The 21,009-nt window shown below is 68.9% G+C and carries 18 protein-coding genes; 3 read left to right on the forward strand and 15 right to left on the reverse strand.

Translation table 11 applies throughout. The features are described 5' to 3' along the window. Positions 1-7: 7 nt before the first annotated feature. The 4 genes from JX552_RS02570 to JX552_RS02585 form a co-directional block, all read right to left on the reverse strand. Positions 8-1,957, reverse strand: coding sequence for a PE family protein (locus JX552_RS02570; protein WP_205875951.1), 1,950 nt, complete (start codon positions 1,955-1,957; stop codon positions 8-10). 240 nt (positions 1,958-2,197) lie between these two features. Continuing rightward, positions 2,198-4,135 carry a PE family protein gene (locus JX552_RS02575; protein WP_205875952.1) on the reverse strand — a complete coding sequence of 646 codons (1,938 nt, stop codon included), beginning with the start codon at positions 4,133-4,135 and terminating at the stop codon, positions 2,198-2,200. 101 nt (positions 4,136-4,236) lie between these two features. After that, positions 4,237-4,857 (reverse strand): TetR/AcrR family transcriptional regulator, encoded by a 621-nt coding sequence (locus tag JX552_RS02580; protein ID WP_205875953.1) that lies wholly within the window; start codon positions 4,855-4,857, stop codon positions 4,237-4,239. Continuing rightward, positions 4,854-4,997, reverse strand: coding sequence for a hypothetical protein (locus JX552_RS02585; protein ID WP_205875954.1), 144 nt, complete (start codon positions 4,995-4,997; stop codon positions 4,854-4,856). The genes JX552_RS02580 and JX552_RS02585 overlap by 4 nt, the downstream gene beginning before the upstream one ends. Before the next feature lie 174 nt (positions 4,998-5,171). Here JX552_RS02585 and JX552_RS02590 point away from each other — a divergent pair, with 174 nt between their 5' ends. Beyond that, complete coding sequence (locus JX552_RS02590) at positions 5,172-5,954, forward strand: crotonase/enoyl-CoA hydratase family protein (RefSeq protein WP_205875955.1); 783 nt, start codon at positions 5,172-5,174, stop codon at positions 5,952-5,954. Between the two features lie 24 nt (positions 5,955-5,978). Here the strand turns inward: JX552_RS02590 and JX552_RS02595 are convergent, their stop codons facing one another. From JX552_RS02595 to JX552_RS02610, 4 genes are all read right to left on the reverse strand, one after another. Further along, on the reverse strand, positions 5,979-7,472 hold the full coding sequence (locus JX552_RS02595; RefSeq protein ID WP_205875956.1) for an aldehyde dehydrogenase: 1,494 nt from the start codon (positions 7,470-7,472) through the stop codon (positions 5,979-5,981). 98 nt (positions 7,473-7,570) lie between these two features. Continuing rightward, a complete protein-coding gene (locus JX552_RS02600; RefSeq protein WP_205878173.1) occupies positions 7,571-8,338 on the reverse strand; it encodes a class I SAM-dependent methyltransferase in 768 nt (255 codons plus the stop codon). Positions 8,339-8,361: 23 nt separating this feature from the next. Beyond that, entirely contained in the window at positions 8,362-8,838 is a 477-nt protein-coding gene (locus JX552_RS02605) for a lipoprotein LpqH (protein WP_205875957.1), read from the reverse strand. A 50-nt stretch (positions 8,839-8,888) separates the two neighbouring features. Then, complete coding sequence (locus JX552_RS02610) at positions 8,889-9,206, reverse strand: WhiB family transcriptional regulator (protein ID WP_431195959.1); 318 nt, start codon at positions 9,204-9,206, stop codon at positions 8,889-8,891. A 160-nt stretch (positions 9,207-9,366) separates the two neighbouring features. Here JX552_RS02610 and JX552_RS02615 point away from each other — a divergent pair, with 160 nt between their 5' ends. Continuing rightward, on the forward strand, positions 9,367-10,521 hold the full coding sequence (locus tag JX552_RS02615; protein ID WP_205875959.1) for a glycosyltransferase family 4 protein: 1,155 nt from the start codon (positions 9,367-9,369) through the stop codon (positions 10,519-10,521). A 10-nt stretch (positions 10,522-10,531) separates the two neighbouring features. Here the strand turns inward: JX552_RS02615 and JX552_RS02620 are convergent, their stop codons facing one another. From JX552_RS02620 to pgfA, 3 genes are all read right to left on the reverse strand, one after another. Further along, entirely contained in the window at positions 10,532-11,320 is a 789-nt protein-coding gene (locus JX552_RS02620) for a YoaK family protein (RefSeq protein ID WP_205875960.1), read from the reverse strand. 225 nt (positions 11,321-11,545) lie between these two features. Continuing rightward, the gene (locus JX552_RS02625; RefSeq protein WP_205878174.1) at positions 11,546-13,303 is read right to left on the reverse strand and encodes an MmpA family trehalose lipid delivery protein; all 1,758 of its coding nucleotides are present in this window, start codon (positions 13,301-13,303) and stop codon (positions 11,546-11,548) included. Between the two features lie 22 nt (positions 13,304-13,325). Then, on the reverse strand, positions 13,326-14,591 hold the full coding sequence (gene pgfA, locus JX552_RS02630; RefSeq protein ID WP_205875961.1) for a cell envelope lipid trafficking protein PgfA: 1,266 nt from the start codon (positions 14,589-14,591) through the stop codon (positions 13,326-13,328). A gap of 279 nt (positions 14,592-14,870) precedes the next feature. Here pgfA and JX552_RS02635 point away from each other — a divergent pair, with 279 nt between their 5' ends. Then, complete coding sequence (locus JX552_RS02635) at positions 14,871-15,980, forward strand: acyltransferase family protein (RefSeq protein ID WP_241011063.1); 1,110 nt, start codon at positions 14,871-14,873, stop codon at positions 15,978-15,980. Between the two features lie 11 nt (positions 15,981-15,991). On the opposite strand, the gene JX552_RS02640 is transcribed toward JX552_RS02635, so the two are convergent. Genes JX552_RS02640 through JX552_RS02655 form a run of 4 tightly spaced genes read right to left on the reverse strand, consistent with a single transcriptional unit; the run spans position 15,992 to position 20,921 of the window. Beyond that, complete coding sequence (locus JX552_RS02640; RefSeq protein ID WP_205875963.1) at positions 15,992-17,746, reverse strand: DUF6311 domain-containing protein; 1,755 nt, start codon at positions 17,744-17,746, stop codon at positions 15,992-15,994. A gap of 6 nt (positions 17,747-17,752) precedes the next feature. Further along, complete coding sequence (locus JX552_RS02645) at positions 17,753-18,496, reverse strand: PP2C family protein-serine/threonine phosphatase (protein ID WP_205875964.1); 744 nt, start codon at positions 18,494-18,496, stop codon at positions 17,753-17,755. Further along, positions 18,496-19,944 carry an AMP-binding protein gene (locus tag JX552_RS02650; protein WP_205875965.1) on the reverse strand — a complete coding sequence of 483 codons (1,449 nt, stop codon included), beginning with the start codon at positions 19,942-19,944 and terminating at the stop codon, positions 18,496-18,498. The genes JX552_RS02645 and JX552_RS02650 overlap by 1 nt, the downstream gene beginning before the upstream one ends. Then, positions 19,941-20,921, reverse strand: a complete 981-nt coding sequence (locus JX552_RS02655; RefSeq protein WP_205875966.1) for a phosphotriesterase family protein — start codon at positions 20,919-20,921, stop codon at positions 19,941-19,943. Before JX552_RS02655 ends, JX552_RS02650 begins: the two co-directional genes overlap by 4 nt. Positions 20,922-21,009: the final 88 nt, after the last annotated feature.

Below are 21,009 nucleotides of genomic sequence, written 5' to 3' on the forward strand. Positions count from 1 at the left end.
CGACAGTTCAGGCGCCGTCCAGGCCGGCTGTCCCCTCGACGCCGACCCACGAGCCACCGCTGCCGCCGTTACCACCGTTTCCACCTGATCCGGGCGTGCTCGTCCCGGAGGCCCCGCCGTCACCGCCGTTACCGCCCGCGCCACCGTCACCGATGAGTTTCGCGTTGCCGCCGTTGCCGCCGGTGCCGCCGTTACCGCCGGGCACCGAAGATCCGACTCCACCCAGTCCGCCGGCCCCGCCGGCCCCTCCGTCGCCGTACAACAGGCCGCCATTGCCGCCGTTGCCGCCGTTGCCGCCGTGGCCCGCCGGCGTAATGCCGACATTGAATAGGGAGGCGTTGCCGCCGGCCCCACCTTGCCCACCGTGGCCGACCAGCCACCCGCCGTTGCCGCCGTTGCCGCCGTTGAGTCCGCTGAATCCGGGTCCGGTACCGGTGGCGCCACCTGCGCCGCCGTTACCGCCGTTGCCGAATAGTCCGCCGTTGCCGCCGTTGGCGCCCGCCGAGTTGAGACTGGTCGCCCCGTTGCCGCCGTTGCCGAACAACCATCCGCCGTCAGCACCTTCCACCAAGATGCCATTTTGCGACCCGGTACCAGCGCTGCCGCCGTTGCCGATCAGCAGTCCGGCTCTGCCGGGAGCGCCGCCCTGGCCGCCGACCGCGGTGCCGCCACCGTCGCCGCCGCTGCCGAACAGCCACCCGCCGTTGCCGCCGTCGCCCCCGCTGCTGTTCGCGACGAAGCTGTTGGCGTCGCCGCCCGAGCCGCCGTTGCCGAACAGCCACCCGCCGTTGCCGCCGGCGCCTCCGCGAGCTCCCGGTCCGGCGGGCCCGCCGCTACCGATCAGCACGGCGTTGCCACCGTTTCCGCCGAGGGCGGCGCTGGCGCCGCCAATCCCGCCGTCGCCCAGCAGCCACCCGCCGCGGCCGCCCGCTCCACCATCGCCGCCCGGCCCGCCGGCGAGCCAGTTCCCACCGGTGCCGCCGACGCCGCCGTAGCCAATCAGCCCGGCATCGCCACCGGCGCCCGCGCGACCGCCGGTTCCGGTGGCGGAGTCCCCGCCCCACCCGCCCTCTCCGCCGTCCCCGCGCAGCCAGCCTCCGGTTCCGCCGGCGCCACCCGCGCCGCCGTGGCCGCTGGTGGCGCTCCCGCCGGTGCCTCCAGTACCTCCGGTGCCGAACAGCCCGGAGTTACCGGCGTGCCCGCCGTTGCCGGCGTTTCCGGTGGTGGCGTTTCCGCCGCCGCCGCCGGATCCGCCGCTGCCGTACGGTCCGGCGGTGCCGCCGAACAGTCCGGCGTTGCCGCCCGAGCCGCCGTTGCCGCCGCTGCCGCCGGCGAAGGTGGTGGCACCACCCTGACCACCGTTTCCACCGTTGCCGAAGAGCCATCCGCCGGCACCGGCATTGCCGCCGGCGCCGCCGGCGCCGGCGGCGCTACTGCCACCGTGCCCGCCATGGCCGCCGTTGCCGATCAATCCGGCGGCGCCGCCATTGCCGCCCGCAAGCCCGCTGCCCGCCGGCTGGCTGAATCCGTGGCCGCCGTCGCCGAAGAGCAGTCCACCGGCCCCGCCGTTCGGATTAGTGGCGGTCCCGTCGGCGCCGTTGCCGATCAGCGGGCGGCCCAACAAAGCCTGCGTGGGCGCGTTGATCGCGTCGACCAAGGGCTGCAACGGCCCGAGGTTTGCCGCTTCTGCGCTCGAATAGGCAGTGGCCGCCGAGTTCATGGCTTGGACGAATTGCTGATGGAACGCCGTGGCTTGCGCGCTGAGCACCTGATACCCCTGCGCATGGATGCCGAAGAGTGTCGCCACCGCTGCCGAAATTTCGTCGGCGCCCGCAGCCAGCACTTCTGTGGTCGGTAGCACCGCTGCCGCATTCGCTTGCGTAATCGCCGAGCCGAGATTTTGCAGATCGACCGCAGCAGAATTCACCAATTCCGTCGATGCGAAGACGTACGACATCCGACTACCTCCCGCCAGGCAACCATAGGACTCGGCTGAGCCTAACGTGGTTGCTACCGCGCATCAGGGGTTTGGGAAATTACCGAGCGGGACTGCGCAGAGGACATGGCAGACCGGCCTAGGCGTAATTGCCGATATTGCGAATACCGAAGATAATCTGCGCCTCCGATATGGCCGTCGGGCAGAGCGCAATGCGACGTCGGCGAAATGCCTGCCACTCCCTCGCGACGGGTGGCAGGATCAGCCGTGCGGTCCGGGTGATCCAGCTTTACCCAATGGACCGGCGGTGCCGCCGGCCCCGCCATTGCCACCGATTCCGATGGTTATGGCGGTTCCGCCAGCGCCACCACCGCCGCCGGGGCCACCATTACCGATGAAGAAGGCGTTGCCGCCGTTCCCGCCGCTGCCACCGGTCCCGCCGGAGCTGGTCAATCCGCCAAAGGTGTGGCCACCACTGCCGCCCCAGCCGCCCCAGCCGCCGCTGCCGAACAGCATGCCACCGTCACCGCCGTTGCCACCTTGACCACCGGCGGCGCCGACTTCGACAGCGAAGCCGGCACCGCCGGCACCACCGAAGCCGCCGTCCCCACCCTGACCGATCAGCTTGCTGTTGGATCCCTGACCGCCACTGCCGCCGGCACCGCCAGCGGCGACGCCATTGCCGGCGCCCCCGTTGCCTCCGTTGCCGCCGGCGCCGTTCGTGCCGGAAATGATCCCGCTGCTTCCGGCGTTGCCGCCGTTACCGCCGTAACCACCACCTCCAGTAGGACCTCCGGCGGCCCCACCGGCACCACCGTGGCCCCCGGAACCGCTGCTACCGAACAGCCTGGCGGAACCGCCCGTCCCACCGCCGCCACCATGACCAGCCGGACCGAATGGATTTCCGGCACCACCGGCGCCGCCCGGGCCGCCCCACCCGCCATTGCCGTACAGCCACCCGCCGTTACCGCCGTTGCCACCCGCCCCGCCGTTACCGGGCGTCCCGGGGCCATTGGAGCTGCCGCCGTAACCGCCGTTGCCGCCCGTGCCGATCAGCCCGGCGTCGCCGCCGCGGCCACCGAAGCCCCCGTTACCGATGGAGCTGGGCACGGCACTGCCGCCATCGCCCCCGTCCCCGAACAACAGCCCGCCGTTAGCGCCGGGCTGGCCCACGTTGCCGCTGCCGCCGCTGCCACCGTTACCTATCAGCAGCCCAGCTTTCCCGGCCAAACCGCCGATGCCGGTGACATAGCCGGTGCCGCCGTCGCCGCCGTCGCCGATCAACAGGCCGGCGCTGCCGCCGTTCCCGCCGTACCCCTGGGTGGTCCCGATCCCGCTATCGCCCCCGTTGCCGCCGTTTCCGAACAGGAAGGCGTTGCCGCCGTTGCCGCCGACGCTGGTCGCAGCGCTGCCTGATGCCCCGCCGGCACCACCGGCACCACCGTTGCCCCAGAGGAATCCGCCATCCGCACCGACACCGCCGCCGCCGGGGGTCCCGATGAAGCCGGTCACAGCTCCGCCGGCCCCACCGGCGCCGCCACTGCCCAGTAACCAGACGCGGCCGCCGTTTCCGCCGACCCCGGCAGCGCCCTGAACGATCGATCCACCGGCGCCGCCGGCCCCGCCGTTCCCGTAAAGCCACCCCCCGGCGCCGCCCGCTCCGCCGGTGCCGGCGGGGACGGCCGGTGCGCCGGCATTGCCGGATCCACCGCGCCCGCCGTTGCCGATCAACCCGGCATCCCCGCCCCTGCCGCCACCGCCGTCGAATCCGTTGCCGCCGTTGCCGTAGAGCAGGCCGCCGGCGCCGCCGTTGGGGCTCAGCGCGGTGCCGTCGGCGCCGTTGCCGATCAGCGGACGGCCTAACAGCACCTGCGTCGGGGCGTTGATCACGTCAAGCAATGGCTGCAGTGGCCCGACGTTCAGCGCCTCTGCGCTTGCGTATGCCGCGGCTCCCGAACTCATCGCCTGCACGAACTGCTGATGAAAGGCCGCCGCTTGCGCGCTGAGCACCTGGTAACCCTGCGCATGCATGCCGAAGAGTGCCGCCACCGCTGCCGAGATCTCGTCGGCGCCCGCGGCCAATACTTCTGTGGTCGGTAGTACCGCCGCGGCATTCGCTTGAGTGATCACTGCACCAATATTCGCCAGATCGGCGGCCGCAAAATTCAAGAATTCCGTCGATGCGATCACGTACGACATCCGTTTACCTCCCGACGGGCAACGAGGACCTCGCGTGAGCCTAACTCGGTCACCGAGCGCAAGACGCATTTCCAATAAAACGAGCAAAGCGAATACGCGCGCTATCCAGCGCGCTTGTCGTCCAATCCATTGCGCCGTACGAATTCTCTTGCCTTGATCAGGAAATCGAGTTGATCGCCGACTTGGCGCAGTGGGACCACGCTGCGCGCCGAGCGACACAGCACAATCGCGCCCTCCAGCGCCGATATCGATATCACCGCGAGTGAGGCGGCGTCCGCGTCGTCGAATCCGTCGGTCACGAATGCCCGGCTCAGCGCCGTGCACCAACGGCCCAGGATCACCCCGGCCTCGGTGGACAGTTCGAGTTCTTCGTCGGCCGAACCGATCGCGGCAGCCACCACCGGACAGCCGGCCGTGAAATCACACTCGGTCAGGAGGCGTTCCCAGAAGCTGACGTATTCGCGCAGTAACGCCTTGGCGCCGCGGTCGACGGCCTCGTCGATGGTGGCCGTGATGGAGCCGCCGGCATACCGCAGCGCCTCGGTCAATATCTGATTGCGGCCCTCGGGGAAGTGGTGGTACACCGAGCCGCGCGGGGCGCCGCTGCGGGCCAGCACCGAGTCGATGGTCACCCCAGCGGCTCCGCGTTCCCGCATCACTCGAGCAGCGCTGACCAGCATCTTCTCCCGGGTGCCGACCCGCTTGGTGGTGGAGGGTGTCATGCGGCGTGTGACGGCTCGTGCGGGTGCCGGCTGGCCGGCCAGTGCAATTGGCGGGTGCCGAACCGGAATGGGCGGCGGCGCAGGTCAGGCATCTTGCGGGTGAAGGTATGGCCGACGATGTTGAGCTCGAGAATCCACATGACTGCTCCCGCAGGTTTCTTGCGCTCATGCGCCGGGGGCCGGCCCATGAATATGCAAAGTAGCATAACTTGCGCCCGTTTAGTAAGCAACCACTCGCTGTTAACCGGTAATCTAACCGGAGGCTACGGCTATGTACTATTGCATAATTCATATTTCTGGGGTTCACTCGAGCGATGACAAATACGGTGTCCCTCGACCGCGACGGCCATGTCCTGCTGATCGGCCTCAACCGGCCCCACAAGCGCAACTCGTTCAACCGGGAAATGCTGGCCGACCTGTCGCGCGCCTACGCGGTGCTGGAATCCGATCCAGACATCCGGGCCGGGGTGTTGTTCGCCCACGGCGACCACTTCACCGCCGGGCTGGACCTGGTCGACGTCGGTCCCGGCATCGCCGCGGGTGAATCGCCGATGCCCGAGGACGGCCGGGACCCGTGGCGGCTGGACGGCGCCTGGACCACACCGTTGGTCGCCGCCGCGCAGGGCTGGTGCATGACGCTGGGCATCGAACTGCTGCTGGCCGCCGATATCCGCATCGCCGCCGCCGGAACCCGGTTCACGCAACTGGAAGTGCAACGCGGCATCTATCCGTTCGGTGGGGCGACCATCCGGCTGCCCCGCGAGGCCGGCTGGGGAAACGCCATGCGCTGGCTGCTTACCGGCGACGAATTCGACGCTGCCGAGGCGCACCGGATCGGCTTGGTGCAGGAGGTCGCCGCCGACGGTGCGGCGACGTTGGCCCGGGCCCGTGAGATTGCGCAGACCATCGCCGAGCGCGCCGCGCCCCTGGGGGTGCAGGCCACCCTGACCTCCGCACACCTATCCCGCAGCCACGGTGAGGCCGCCGCGATCGAGCGGTTACGCCCCGACGTCGCCGCGTTGTTCGCCAGCGAGGACGCCGCCGAGGGCGTGCAGTCGTTCGTCGAACGGCGGCAGGCCCGCTTCTCGGGCCGCTGATTTGCCCGCGTCTGCTCGGCGGAGCTACTCGACCGTGTAGCCCATCGGCATCAGCACACTCTTCTGCTGGGTGAAGTGCTCGACACCCTCGGGCCCGTTCTCGCGGCCGATGCCGGAGTTCTTGTAGCCACCGAACGGACAGCAGGGGTCGAATGCGTACCAGTTGATCGCGTAGGTTCCGGTGCGGATCTTCTCCGAGATCTCAATTCCCTTGGGCACGTTGGTCGTCCACACGCTGCCGGCCAGTCCGTACACCGAGTCGTTGGCGATCTTGATCGCGTCCTCTTCGGTGTCGTAACCGATGATGCTCAGCACCGGGCCGAAGATCTCCTCCTGTGCGATGGTCATCTTGTTGTCGACGTCGGCGAACACCGTGGGCTGCACGAAGAACCCGTTGTCCAGGCCCTCGGGACGACCGCCCCCGCACACCACCCGAGCGCCCTCCTCCTTGCCCTTGGCGATGTAGCCCTCGACCCGGGCACGCTGCTTCTCCGAGATCAGCGAACCGATCTGCGCTGCCGGGTCCGACGGCGGTCCAACCGGCAGCGCCTGCACGAAAGCGCTTACCGCGTCCACGATTTCGTCATAGCGTGAGCGCGGTGCCAGAATGCGGGTCTGCCCGACGCAGGCCTGTCCGGTGTTCATGATCCCGGAGAAGACCATCATCGGCACCGCCGAGGCCAGGTCCACGTCCTCTAGTACGATCGCCGCCGACTTGCCGCCCAACTCCAGGGTGCACGGCTTGAGCATCTCCGCGGCGCGCTTGCCGATCTCCTTGCCCACCGCGGAGCTGCCGGTGAAGGTGAACAGGTCGACTCCGGGGTTGGAGGTCAGCGCCTGCCCGGTCTCGATGCCGCCGGGCACTACCGACAGCACCCCTTCGGGTAGGCCGGCGTCGGCGAATACTTCCGCCAAAGCATTTGCGGTCAAAGGTGTTTCGGCTGCGGGCTTGAGCACCACCGTGCAGCCCGCCAGCAGCGCGGGGCCCAGCTTGTTGATGGCCAGGAACAGCGGTACGTTCCACGCCACGATCGCGCCCACTACGCCGATCGGCTCGCGGTGGACGATGGTCTGACCGTATGAGCCGTTGCGGACCTCCCGCCACTTGACCTGGTCGACGGCCGGGCCGGCGAAGAAGCTCATCGCTCCCATCGAGCCCATCCAATGCATGGTTTCGATGGTCATCGGCGGCTGGCCGGTCTCGTCGGCGAGCAGCTTGGCGAACAGTTCCTTGCGCTCCTCCAGTAGTTGCTGAGCCTTGGCGATGACGGCGGCGCGCTCCTTGGGAGGGGTCGAAGGCCACGGGCCGCCGTCGAACGCGGCGCGCGCAGCCGCGACCGCGGCGTTGACGTCGGCCGCCGTGGCCAGCGGCACCTTGCCGACGTACTCTCCGGTGGCCGGGCAGTGCACCTCTATGACCTCGGAGGTCGCCGGTTCGGTCCACTTGCCGCCGATGAAAAGCTTGTCGTATTCGGTCGTGTCGCTCTTGGTCGTCGGGTCGTTCTTAATCGTCGTCATTGTCAGCCGCTCCTCCTCATCGCTCCGCCCCGCACCGTCGCGAGCAGGCTCATGGGCGCCACCCTACCCAAGCCGACGCGAGATTAGAACATGTTCCATTATCGGGGCGACAGGACCAGCACCAGATTGCTCACGGCGAACTCCCGCAGCGCCGGAACCGAGGTGAGCCACCAGGCCCATCTCGGGTGGTAGCGAGGGAAAGTCGCCACCAGGGCGCCAGTGGCGTGAGCCCAGTCCAAGCCGTCGGCGGCCGCCACCGCGAACAACGACGATCCGTAGTTGTTCTTGGCCGGACGGCCGTGTTTGCGGGCGTACATCGCGGCGGCCCGGGTTCCGCCGAGGTAGTGCGTCAGGCCCATCTCGTGCCCGCCGAACGGTCCCAGCCAGACGGTGTAGGACAGCACCACCAGCCCGCCCGGCTTGGTCACCCGCAACATCTCGTTGCCCAGCTGCCAGGGCCGCACCACGTGCTCGGCGACGTTGGACGACAGGCTGATGTCGACGGAGTCGTCGGCAAACGGCAGTGCCATGCCCGATGCCCGGACGAAGCTGCCCGACTCCCCGGGGCCGACGGGCCCGGCTGCGTGCATTTCAGAAGGGTCCGGCTCGACGCCGAGGTAGCGGACTCCGGCCGCGGCGAACGCCGACGCGAAGTACCCCGGCCCACCGCCCACATCGAGCAGCGTGCGCCCCGCCGCCGATTCACCGCGCAGCCCCTGCCACAGATCGCCGACCATCGCCGCGGTGTCGGCGGCCAGGGCTCCGTAGAACCGCCCCGGATCTGGCTGTTCGTAGCGGAACTCCGACAGCAACCGCAGCGACCGGCGCAGCGTCGCCCGATGCGCGAACAGGTCGGTCACCACCACGACGCTCACCCTACGGAGCGAACTCAGGGACAGGTGAGCGTGATCAGAAAGGGCTTCTTCACGTCGTCGTTGTGGGCGTCGAGCCCCCAGGACATGCCCCCGACGGTGTAGCGCCGGCCGTCTTTGGTCGCCGACGCCTGGCCCTTTTCCGGGGGATTCATCACGAAGAGGTTGTAGCCGACCAGATTCTGCAGAATGACCATCTTCACTCCGGGTGCGTCGCTGTGGTCGGTCAGCGAGATCCGGACGGCTCGGGTCTCCGTGCCGATCGCGATCACCGTTTCCCCGCCGTCGAGTGCGGTGCAGGCGATCTGGCCGTCAACTCGGTGCTTCTCGCCGTCGACGACCACATCGGCGTCGTTGGTCGGTGCGATGGCTCTGCCCTGGTAGGTGACGGTGGGCGTGATGACGGTGGGCGAAAAGGTGGTGCGGCTGCACCCGGCCAGGCTCGCGGCCAGGCTGGCGGCCACTAGGGCCGTACCGGCGAGGGCAACGGCCATCGCCGGCGTCTTCGGTGTACGAGGTGGCGTCGGCACTGAAGATCGGCCTCCTACCCGGCGCCGGCGCGCGCGCGGCGAGCATGGTCTCGGGCGAGAAAGGCCGCCCAGGATTCAACGTGGGGATGCTTCCTGAGCAGCGTGCGGCGCTGCCGTTCGGTCAGGCCGCCCCAGATCCCGAACTCCACCTTGTTGTCGAGCGCGTCGGCCGCACATTCCCGTTTGACCGGGCAATTCCGGCAGATCGACGTAGCTTGCCGTTGCTGTGCCCCGCTGGCGAACAGCAGTTCGGCGTCGGCGGACCGGCACAGTGCCCGCGAGTGCCAATCGAATTGCGCCACGAGCGCCGTTCGCTGTGAGGCCAGCGCGATTCTCGACACGATCTCGTCCCTTTCTGCCCGTCTGCTGTCGTCCAACCTGACATATAATACACTAACGCATCTGATGCTGAAACGACTTCGTTTTAGGAGGGGGTGGGCCAGGGGCGCTGGCCGCTGCTGTGAGCCGGGCGGCCCGTTAGGCTGGTCGGCAATGTCTGACCTGCGATCCGTCCTGCTGCTGTGCTGGCGCGATACCGGGCACCCGCAGGGCGGCGGCAGCGAGACCTACCTACAGCGGATTGGCGCGCAGCTGGCCGGCGCGGGCGTTGTCGTCACGCTGCGAACCGCCCGCTACCCCGGTGCCGCACGGCGCGAGGTTGTCGACGGTGTCCGCATCAGCCGCGCCGGCGGGCCCTACACGGTCTACATCTGGGCGATGCTGGCCATGGTCCTCGCCAGACTCGGGCTAGGTCCGCTGCGTCATGCGCGACCGGACGTGGTGGTGGATACCCAAAACGGCCTTCCCTTCCTGGCCCGGTTGGTCTACGGCCGGCGGGCGGTGGTGCTGGTCCACCACTGCCACCGCGAGCAGTGGCCGGTCGCCGGGCCGGTGCTGTCCCGGGTGGGTTGGTTCGTCGAGTCGACGGTGTCCCCGCGGTTGCATCGGAAGAGCCAGTACGTCACGGTGTCTCTGCCATCGGCGCGGGACCTGGTGGCGCTCGGTGTGGACGGCGAACGAATCGCCGTGGTGCGCAACGGGCTCGACGAGGCGCCGGCGCAGACCATGGAGTGCCCGCGATCGGTCGCCCCGCGCGTGGTCGTGCTGTCGCGCCTGGTGCCGCACAAGCAGATCGAGGACGCGCTGGATGCGATCGCCGAGCTGCGAAAGCGGATACCGGGTCTGCACCTCGACGTGGTCGGCGGTGGCTGGTGGCGGGAGCGGCTTGTCGAGCACGTATACCAGCTCGGCATCTCGGGTGCGGTCACCTTCCACGGCCACGTCGACGACGTGACGAAACATTATGTGCTGCAGAGCGCCTGGGTGCAGGTCCTGCCGTCCCGTAAGGAGGGCTGGGGCCTTGCCGTTGTCGAGGCGGGTCAGCACGGTGTGCCGACGATCGGCTACCGATCCGCGGGTGGTCTGTCGGACTCGATCATCGACGGGGTCACCGGCGTCCTGGTGGATGACCGCGCCGAGTTGGTGGACCGACTCGAACGGCTGCTGTCCGACGAGGTGCTGCGCGACCAGTTGGGGGCGAAGGCGCAGGTACGCAGCGCGGAGTTCTCCTGGCGCCAGAGCGCCGAAGGGCTGCGCACCGTCCTGGACGCCGCCAGATCCGGATATGACGTCAGCGGCGTGCTCTGAACGACGGGGCTTATGCCGCTGCGGCGGCGGTCGCGGTCTGCTCGAGTCGTTGCACCGGGCGCTGCACGGTTGACGGCGCCTTGGCCGCCCGGGCATTGAGCGAGGTCATCGCTGCGATGGTGGCGCAGAGCGTCGCCGGAATCAGCAGGGCATAACCCTCGAGCCAGGTCCCGATCAACAGCCCGGCCGCGCCGCCGGCCAGGAACAGGATGAGGGTCAGGGAAAGGATTGCGGCCTTCCACTTTTCGATGCCGTGTGTGCGGGCGCGCCCGATCATCAACCCGAGGTCGGTGACCGTGCCGGTGAAGTGCGTCGTGCGAATCGCCATCCCGCGGAAACTCGAGGTCAGACCGTTCTGCAAACCGAGCGCGGCGGCGGCGAGCAAAGCCTGCACCGCGGTCAGCTCGACCCCGAGTGCCTCGATGAGCGCCTTGACCTGAGTTTCCTCGACGCCGAGGCCGGCCAGTGCCAGCAGGGTCGCCTGGGTGGTGAGCACGGCGGCATGGCGGCGACCCGGGGCCTGCTGGCTGTGGCCGAGAATGGCCCCTGCGACGACGGCGCCACCCCAGAACCCGAGCAGGATCGCCGCCAGGATGTGACCTTCGTAGAGCAGCGGGTTGGCCGTGTTCATCCCGAGCTGGGTTGTGACCCCGGTGAGGTTGCCGACCGGGAAGGCGAGCAACAACAGGGCCACCGCGTTGACGAACCCGGCGATGAATGCCAGGGCGCCGCTGTAGCCCAACAGTGCGCCCTGCGGGCCGAGCCTGGCTTCGCGGTTCGGTTTCCTAGTGAGCGGCATTGCCAAACTTCGCTTTCAGCTTGCCCGACAGAAAGACTCGCGTGGGGCGACACTGGCCGTGAGTCTTCGTATCTCGGGTGAGGCGGACATCCTGTCTCTGTAGGAACGGTATATAGCGAAACAGACTTCATCAATGATTTTTCGTATGAATTTGGCAAGAACGCGCCGGCGGCAGCGGCTGTTCATGCCCGGCGCGCCTCGTCGACCACCGGCCCGCGGAGATGTTCAGGCTCCGGGATTTTCCGACGATCGGGGCCCGCCACGATGCGTTCGCCGAGTCCAGCGCGCGGCGGTGCCCCCCGCGCCGGCCAGTAACAACCCCAGCCAGGCCAGATGTGCGACCAGCACCGGCCACCGATGCGCCGCCGGCGCCCCGGCGATGCCGCCACCGATATGGAAGAGCGCGATCTCGTCGTCGCGGTACGCCGGCGGCAGGCCCGCGACGGTCCGTGCGCTGCTGCCTGTATCGCCCGGACTGCCCGATTCGACCACCAGCCACGCCACCCCGGCCGAGGCCAACGCCGTCGGCTCCGGCCCGGCCAACAACAACTGCTGCACGGTCCGTGCGCGATCGCCCTCGCCCGGCACGGTCACTCCGGAGATGACCAGATCACCGGTGCTCAGGACGTCGGCATGGACCCAGCGCGGCAGCGGATCGAGCACCGGCGCCGGGCCGGACCAGGCAAAGCGCCGCATCGTCCCGGCGGGCAGCACGGCAACGGCACCCGGCTCGGCGTTGATCCGCGCCGCCACCGCCGTCCAGCCCGCCGGATAGCGCACTGGTGCGAGCCTGCCCCACACTCCCCAGGTCAGGTCCGGCAACACCAACACCAGCGCCAGGCAGCACACTGCGGCCGCCGCGGCGGAAGGCAACCAGCGACGTAGGGTCACCACCGCGCCCCCGCCCGCCACGGCATACCCGGGGACCGCCAGGGCCGCCCACTTCTGTCCGTCGCGCAACACCCCCAAGCCCGGCGCCGCATCCACGGCCACCCGCAACGCGTGCAATCCCGGGCCGGTTGCCAGCACCGCCGGCAGCACCACCGCCGCCGCGGCCAGCGCCAGCAGCGGCACGGCGACCCGGGCACGAACCGCACACGGCAATCCGGCAGCCACCACCCCCAGCAGCACGACAGCCGACGCCACCGCGAAAAGCGTTGTCCGCGAGGTGGGTACCGCCTCGCTGTTCCAGATCCCGCCCAGACTGGCCACGCTGAACAGGGTGCCCAGACCGGGCTCGGCGCGCGGGGCGAAGGCGTCCACGCCGGCCCCGCTGCCGCCGCTCGACGACGAACCGAGCAGCCCCCATGCCGAAGCTGTCAGCCACGGCAACGCGCCCACCACCGAAAAACCCAGCGCCGTCCCCGTGCACACCCGGCGGGGCCGGCCCGGGCCCGGAGCGGCCACGCACGCCAGCGCCACCATCGCAGCCATGATCAAGCCGGTCGGCGTCAGCCCGGCCAGCGCGATCCAGAAGGCCAGCCCGAAGAACCCGGTGCCCGCAGCGCGCAGCCGGAGCATCGCCGTCGCCACCCATGGCAGGCAGCCGTAGCCGACGAGCAGGCTCCAGTGACCCTGCAGCAATCGTTCCGCGACGTAGGGATTCCAGATCGCAAGGGTGATCGCGACGAACTCGCCTCCGGCGCCCGCTTCGGGCAGGGCCGCGGCCACCAACCGCGCCGCACCCCAGCCCGCCAGCCACACGCCCAGCACCAACAGGGCCTTGACCACGAGACCGCCGTCGAGCACACCGGAGGCCAGCGCGATTGCGAAGTCCTGCGGGGTCGCGCGCGGCGCCGCCGTCAGGCCCAGGGCGGTGTCAGACAGATAGGACCGTGGCGTGGACACCGCGTCGCGCAGCAGCAGATAACCGGGCGCCAACAGCGGCGCGAGGACCAGCAGCGCCAGCGCCAATGCGTACGCCGGCCGAGCCACCCGGGCCCACACCGCTCGGCTGGATCGCCCGGCTCCTCCTCGGGCCATTCTGGCCCGCATCGTCGCCGAGCTAGGTCCGTTCGGTCGGTGGGGGCTCGGCGGATTCCGGTGGATCCTTGGGCGGATCGGACACCGGTGGACTCGGATCGTCCTCGTGCAGATCCGGCCGCTGGGTGGGTATTTTCTCGGTTTCCGCCTCGGCGCCCGGTGTGGGTGGTTCGAGCCCGGCGCGGCGCAGGAAGTCGGTGTCGTCGCGGTCCAGGCTGGGGTCGGTCAATGCGCTTTCGGTGCGCAGGCTGAACGAGGCGAGCACCCCGCCGCCGATCAGGGCGATCAGACCAATCGCGGTGAAGGTGATCGGCAGCACCCGCGACCACAGTGCTACCCGGTCGCGCTCGTCGCGCGCGGAGTTCACCTGGGACTCCACCGTCTCCTGGGTGGAGGTCAGCTTGTAGTCGACCAGCGTCACCTCGGGCTTGAGCGCGTCCCGGGCGTAGTAGTGGTGGGCCTGCTCGGTTTCCTTGACAATCGTGCCGGACACCGGGTCAACCCAGAAGGTGCGTTTGGCGGTGTAGTAGCGGGTCATGGTGATCTGCTCGTTCGGCTCCCCGGGCACGCCCCACATCGACGCGCTGGTGGTGATCTTGCCGTCCTCGTTGCCGCCGTACAACGACGGATAGGTGATCGGAGCCACCAGCTTGCCCTCGCTGTTGACGCCGACGTTCTGAGTGAACCGGTAGGTACTCAAACCGTTGACGTCCTCCTGGCCGTCATAGTTGGCGTCGAACGGCTTCTGGGCGACCGGGTCGAAGTAGGGGTACGTCTTGCGCTCGGTGTTGAACGGGAAGCGGTAGGCCAGACCCTCGTGGCGCAACGGCATCGCTGTCGGCGGGTTCTCGTCCCCGACGCCGCGCGGCTTCTGAACGTAGCCGCCCGGGTGTGAATCGTCCGAGACCGCCATCGCCGTCTTGCGGTTGATGGTGACGGTGTCGACGATGGCCAGCAGCAACCCGCCGTCCTTCTGCTTGTCGCTGCGCCGCACCGAGGATCCGACCTGCAGGGTGACCACGTCGGCGTTGGCGGGCGATTCGACGCTGATCTGCTGCTGGGAGACCAACGGAACGTTCTGGTTGACGACGACCCGGTCGGTGGACAGGGAGGCGGCGTCGAGCGCGGTGCCGTTGCCCTCACTGATCAGCGTCGCGTCCAGGTTGAGCGGGATCTTGGCGATCCTGCTGCTGGTGTAGGTCGACAACAACAACGCGGCGATCAGCAGTGCGGCTCCGAGACCGATAGTTCCGCATGCGGCGATGCGCAACATGACTGCTCGGTTCACGTTGCTGTGACCTCCTTCTGGCCCATGAGTTCGTCCGGGACACACCGGTCTCGACCCGCTTCGACCTGACCAACCAGCGAGGCAAACCCGTTCGACCCTAACAGCAGAATGGCGTGCCGCTCTGTATGAACCTAGGCATGAACCTAGGCGCCAATGTACGGGCCGGGCCCCGCCACGGCGTACCCGCTGCCGGCGATAACACGCACGGGCAGACTGGGGGTCGTGACTGACGGCGGGCAGGTGGGTGGCACCCGCAGCTTCCTGCCCGCCGTGGAGGGCATGCGCGCCTGCGCGGCCGTGGGCGTGGTCGTCACTCACGTCGCCTTCCAGACCGGGCACTCCAGCGGTGTCGACGGCCGGCTGTTCGGGCGGTTCGACCTGGCTGTCGCGGTTTTCTTCGCGCTGTCGGGGTTCCTGTTGTGGCGGGGGCATGCAGCGGCGGAACGCGATCTCAAGCCCCGCCCGCGCACCGGTCACTATCTGCGCTCGCGGGTGGTCCGCATTATGCCGGCCTACCTGCTGGCGGTGGTGGTGATCCTGACCCTGTTGCCCGACTCCAACCACGCCAGCCCGACGGTATGGCTGGCCAACCTGACGCTCACCCAGATCTATGTGCCGCTGACCCTGACCGGCGGCCTCACCCAGATGTGGAGCCTTTCGGTCGAGGTGACCTTCTATCTGGCGCTGCCCATCCTGGCTTGGCTGGCCCGGCGTGTCCCGGTCCGGGTGCGGCTGCCCGTCATCGCTTCGCTGGGCGCGCTCAGCTGGGCGTGGGGCTGGTTGCCGCTGGCAGTGCTCGGCGGCGGCCCCGGTGCCAACCCGCTGAATTGGCCGCCGGCCTACTTCTCCTGGTTCGCCGCGGGCATGGTGCTGGCCGAGTTGGTGCACAGTCCCGTCGGCCGGCTGCACCGGCTGGCCCGCCACCGCATCGTGATGGCGGCGATCGCGGTGACGGCCTACCTGGTGGCAGCCTCCCCGCTGGCGGGGCCGGCCGGTCTGGTGCCCAGCAGCGCCGCGCAGTTCTCGGTGAAGACGGCGATGGGTGCGGTGGTGGCCTTCGCGCTGCTGGCGCCGCTGGTGCTGGACCGGCCGGACACCCCCCACCGGCTGTTGGGCAGCACGCTCATGGTGACCCTGGGCCGGTGGTCCTACGGCCTGTTCATCTGGCATCTGGCCGCTCTGGACATGGTGTTTCCGGTGCTGGGGATCTTCGCCTTCAACGGCCACATGCCGACGGTCCTGGTGCTGACGCTGCTGTTCGGGATCGCCATCGCCGCGGTGAGCTATGCGCTGGTCGAGTCGCCCTGCCGGGAAGCGTTGCGCCGGTGGGAGAAACGCGAAATCAAGGCCGGGCCGCAGGACCGCGAGGCGGACGCCATAGCGCCGTGAGGCGACACCGCCTAGGGTGGCGGGGCCACCACGCCGTGGACGTCGACGTCGCGCCAGATCGCGATCTCCTCGACGTACCGGGGCGCGCGACCGAAGAGATCGCTGAAGAACGCGATCATCGCTTTCCACTCCCGCGTCGGCCCGACGATGACATGGCGCACCCCCGCCTGCCGCAGGTCCGCTTCGACCTCGGCGCGAATCTCATCGCGCGCCACCAGCGCAGTGCCCTCCTGAATCGTCACCATCACTGAAAAGAGCCGCGTCGCCGGCGGGCCGGGTCGGGTCCGGCCGTCCGGCTGGGGCATGTAGGCGTAGGCCTCGGGCATCCGCAACCCGTAGTCGGTCTCGGCCGCCCACAACATGGGTGCCGCCCTGCCTTCGGGATCGAGGAAGTACGGCGCGACCAGGACGGTTTCGTCGCGCCCGATGTGGTGGCTCGCCCAGGTCCGGAAGTAGGCCGGGGTGTAGAACGGCATCCGGGGCAGCGGCGTGGGCAGGATCACGGCGAGGGCCGCGCCCACCGCGAGCAGCCACTTCGCCTTTCGTCGCGGGTCGAGCCGGGTCGCTCGGGTGACGATGAGCGCGACCATCACGGCGACCGCCAGCCACACATACAGCGTGAAACGCGCGGGCAGCACGTGATTCAGCAGGGGCAGCGAGCCCAGCGGCAGCCACGGCAGCGGGACCGGCAGCGCATCCTTACCGATGTGCAGCCACGGCCCGAGCGAGAGTAAGAAGATCAGCGCGCCGGTGACGCCCGCCACCCGGATGCGCACGTCGTCCCGTTGCCGAATCCCAACGACGACAAGCACAACCAGCAGCGGCACTCCCAGATACCCCGTCGCCTCGTGATACAGGCCGCTGAACTCCTGCGACACCCGCGTGGCCGCCTGCGGGGCGATCAGCTGATAGGGCGTCGGGACGACGAGGTTCAGCAGGTCGGTCGAGAAGGTCTTGGGATCCTGGACTTGCCTGGTGATCCGCTGCGGTCCGAAGAACTGGACGAACAGGGGCCAGGCCGACAGCGCCAGGAACACCAGTGCGGCGACCGCGAGCGCCGGGACGAGCCGGGTCAGCGCTTGCCGCCATCGCCCCCGGCTCAGCCAGCCCATGACACCGATCAGAACTCCGGCGGCCACCACGCCGGTCGCCAACATCTCGGCCGCGATCAGGAGTTGGGCGGTGCCCAGTAGTCCCAGCGCCACCCCCGCGTGCCACGACGGTCGGCGCCGGGTCACCAGCAACTCGTCGACGGCGATCAGGACCAGCGGCGCGACCCAGGCCGTCGCGAGATTGAGGTGCAGCGCCGCGTGGGAGGCGACGTACGGCGAGAAGGCATAGACAGCGCCCCCGGCGATCGGGCCGGGGCCGTCGCCGGTCCAGCGGCGGATCGCCAGCCATGCGCTCCACCCGCTCAGGGCGACGCCAAGGACCATCAGGACGTTGAAGCCGAAAATAGGGCCGCCGATCTTCGCCGGTAGCCAGCCCAGCAGCCCGAGCAGCGTCATCGGGGTGTTCCACATCAGGTTGACGCCGGCGGGCGCACCGATCTGGGTGGTGAAGAACGGGTTGAGGCCGTGTGCGAGGGCGTGGGGCGCCCAGCCCAGGTACCAGATCGTCTGCTCCTGGTCGCAGCAGCCGCCGGCCCAGCCGGAGCCCGGATCGCTCCAGGCGCCGATGGTGAGCCCGACGGCCGCCAGCAGGTAGCAGCCGAACACCGCGAGGCCACCGCGGCGTCGGGTGGTCCAGCGCCGGATGCCGGTCACCTTCGGCTACGAGTCGGAGACGTCGACCACCAGCGCGGTGACGTTGTCCGGAGCGCCGGCGCCGCGCGCCGCCGCGATCAGGGCGGCGCAGACTTCGCCGGGGTCGTCGTGCTTACCGAGAATCCGCGTCGTCGTGCCGTGATCGACGACGCCGTGTAATCCGTCGCTGCACAACAGGATCCGGTCACCGTCGGACAGGTCATGGGCGCCGGAGTCGGCCCGGGCGGGCGGCTTCATCCCCATGTACCGCGTCACCACGTTGCGCACCCGCAGGTTTCCGGCGTCCTCGGCCTGCACCTGATTCGCGTCGACCAGGGATTGCACCAGCGTGTGATCCTTGGTGAGCTGCGTCAGCTGCCCCTCTCGATACAGGTAGGCGCGGCTGTCGCCGAGGTGGGCAACCAGGACGCGTGAGCCGACGACGACGACGGCCACCAGGGTGCTGTTGGCGCCCGCGTACCGTGAGTCGGTTTGCGCCTTGGTGTGCAGGTCGTCGGAGAGTTCGGAGATGGCCCGGCCCAGTCGCTCCGGTGCATCCGGGGCCTCCCGCTGGTCGGACGGCAGGTGATGGGCGACGTAGCGGGGCAGGATGTCGACCATGGTCTGGGCGGCCAGGGCGCCGTCGCGGCTGCCGCCCACCCCGTCGGCCACCATGAACAGGCGTTGGTCGGGGTCCGCGCCCCAGCGGTCCTGATTCTCGGAGCGTTCGCACCCGACGTCGCTCAGTGCCGAGTACCGGGTGGCATCCATCACGGGCCCCCAACCTGTAGTTGCGCAATGACGGCGTCGCGCACCGCGGTGCGACGCGCCTTGCCGGCATCGTCTCGCAGTGGGGCATCGACGAATTCAACGATACGGGGCACCTTGTACGCCGCAAGTCGATCACCGGCAAACGCCTGCACGGTCGCAGCGTCCAGAGCCGGCCCGGCGGTGTGCACCAGGGCGTACGGCACTTGACCGAGGTCGCCATCGGGAATCCCAACGACCAAGCAGGACAACACTTCCGGATGAGCGGACAGAGCGTTCTCGATCTCCGCCGGGTAGACGTTGCGGCCACCGACGGTGAACATGTCGACCCGGCGGTCCGACAAATACAGGAACCCGTCGGCGTCGAAGTAGCCGAGATCGCCGAGCGAATCCCAGCCGTCGCGCGACTTTGCGGTGGAGCCGATGTAGCGGTACGTCGGCGCGCTGCCGGGATTGGGGCGCATGTAGATCTCGCCGACCACCCCGGGTGGGCACTCGTTGCCGTCGTCGTCGAGCACTTTCATCTCGCCGCTCACCACCTGCCCGACCGAGCCCGGGTGGGTCAGCCACTGGTCCCCGGAGATGAACGTCAGGGCCTGTAATTCGGTGCCGCCGTAGAGTTCCCAGACCTTCTCGGGTCCCAGTAGGCTGATCCAGGCCTGCTTGACTGTGGGTGGGCACGGCGCGGCCAGGTGCCACAACCGGCGCAGCGAAGACAGGTCGTAGGAACCGGCCCGGTAGACCGGCAGCAAGCGCTGCATGATCGTCGGCACCGTCACCAGGAAGGTGACTCGGTGTCGCTCGATCACCCGGAGGAACTCCTGCGGATCGAACCGGCTCATCAACACCAGGTGCTGGCGCATGAGCAACGCGATCAGGGCGGTGGTGAACCCGGTGTTGTGGGTCAGCGGCACCGGCACCAACGTGGTGTCGCCCTCCTGCATGCCCAGCGGATAGCCGATGGCCGGCGGAACCCGACTGTCCCCGCCAGCTTCGATGAGTTTGGGCCGCCCGGTGCTGCCGCCCGACGCCATCGACTTCCAGCACGGCGACACCGCCTCGGGTAGCGCGGCGGCCGAGGTATCTGGGACGAAACCGGCTGGCACGCTTGGTATTTCGGTGTGATCTCGGCCTACCAGCAATGCCGGCCGGCGCAACCCCAGCAATCCGTCGAACTCGGCCTGCGGCAGCCGGGGTGACAAGGGCTGTGGCACCGCCCCCAGCTTCCAGCAGGCCACCGCCGCTTGTATCCATTCCACGGAGTTGGGCAGCACGATGGTCACGTAGTCGCCGACCCCGACACCGCGCTGCGCGTACGCGCGGGCCAGCCGGTTGGTGGACAGGTCGAGCTCGGCGCGGGTGATGGTGTGCCCGTCACAGCTGACTGCCGGCTCGTCCGGGGCGAGCGCGGCCAGCTGCGAAATCTGGATTCCGATCGGCGGGACCGTCACTGATAGGCGCCCTGCCGATCGAAGATCTTGCGCGGGTTCGCCACGAGCATGGTGTGGATCTGCTCGTCGGTGACGCCGCGTTGCCTGAGCGCGGGGATCACGTCGTTGTGGATGTGCAGGTAGTGCCAGTTGGGCGCCATCTGCGGCACCAGCGCCTCGGGTAACGCGTCGAAGTAGCAGTTGGCGTCGTGGGAGAGCACCATCTTGTCGGCGTGGCCGCGCTCGCACATGGTGGCCACGATCTGAACGCGCTCCTCGAAGGGCAGGATCACGTCGATACCGAATCGGTCCATCCCCAGGTAGGAGCCGGCGGAGATCAGCTCTTCGAGGTAGCCGACGTCGGTGCTGTCGCCGGAGTGTCCGATGATCACCCGGGTCAGGTCCACGCCTTCTTCTTCGAAGATGCGCTGCTGCTCGAGCCCGCGGCGCAGCCCGGCGTGGGTGTGCGTGGAGATCGGCACCCCGGTGCGCTTGTGGGCCTGGGCGACGGCGCGCAGCACCCGCTCGACGCCCGGGGTGATCCCTGGTTCGTCGGTCGCGCACTTGAGGATGCCGGCCTTGATCCCGGTGTCGGCGATGCCCTGCTCGATGTCCCGGACGAACATGTCGGTCATGATCTCCGGGCCGTCGAGCATGCCGCCGGGTCCCTCGTAGTGGAACCGGAACGGAATGTCGTTGTAGGTGTAAAGCCCGGTCGCCACAACGATATTCAGGTCGGTAGCGGCCGCTACCCGGGCGATGCGCGGTATGTATCGGCCCAATCCGATGACGGTCAGGTCGACGATGGTGTCGACGCCGCGGGACTTCAGTTCGTTGAGGCGGGCGACGGCGTCGGCCACCCGCTTCTCCTCGTCCCCCCAGGCTTCGGGGTAGTTCAGCGCGATCTCGGTGGTCATGATGAACACGTGCTCGTGCATGAGCGTGACGCCGAGATCTGCGGTATCGAGGGTTCCCCGGGCGGTATTAAGTTCTGACACGTCATTGATGCTAGGTCGCCGCTGGGGCATTTTTAAGACCTACCGATGCCGCCGTAGTTCCGGCTGCCGCGGGTATTGCAGTACGGTC

Source organism: Mycobacterium gordonae, assembly GCF_017086405.1.
GTDB classification, from domain to species: domain Bacteria; phylum Actinomycetota; class Actinomycetes; order Mycobacteriales; family Mycobacteriaceae; genus Mycobacterium; species Mycobacterium gordonae_D.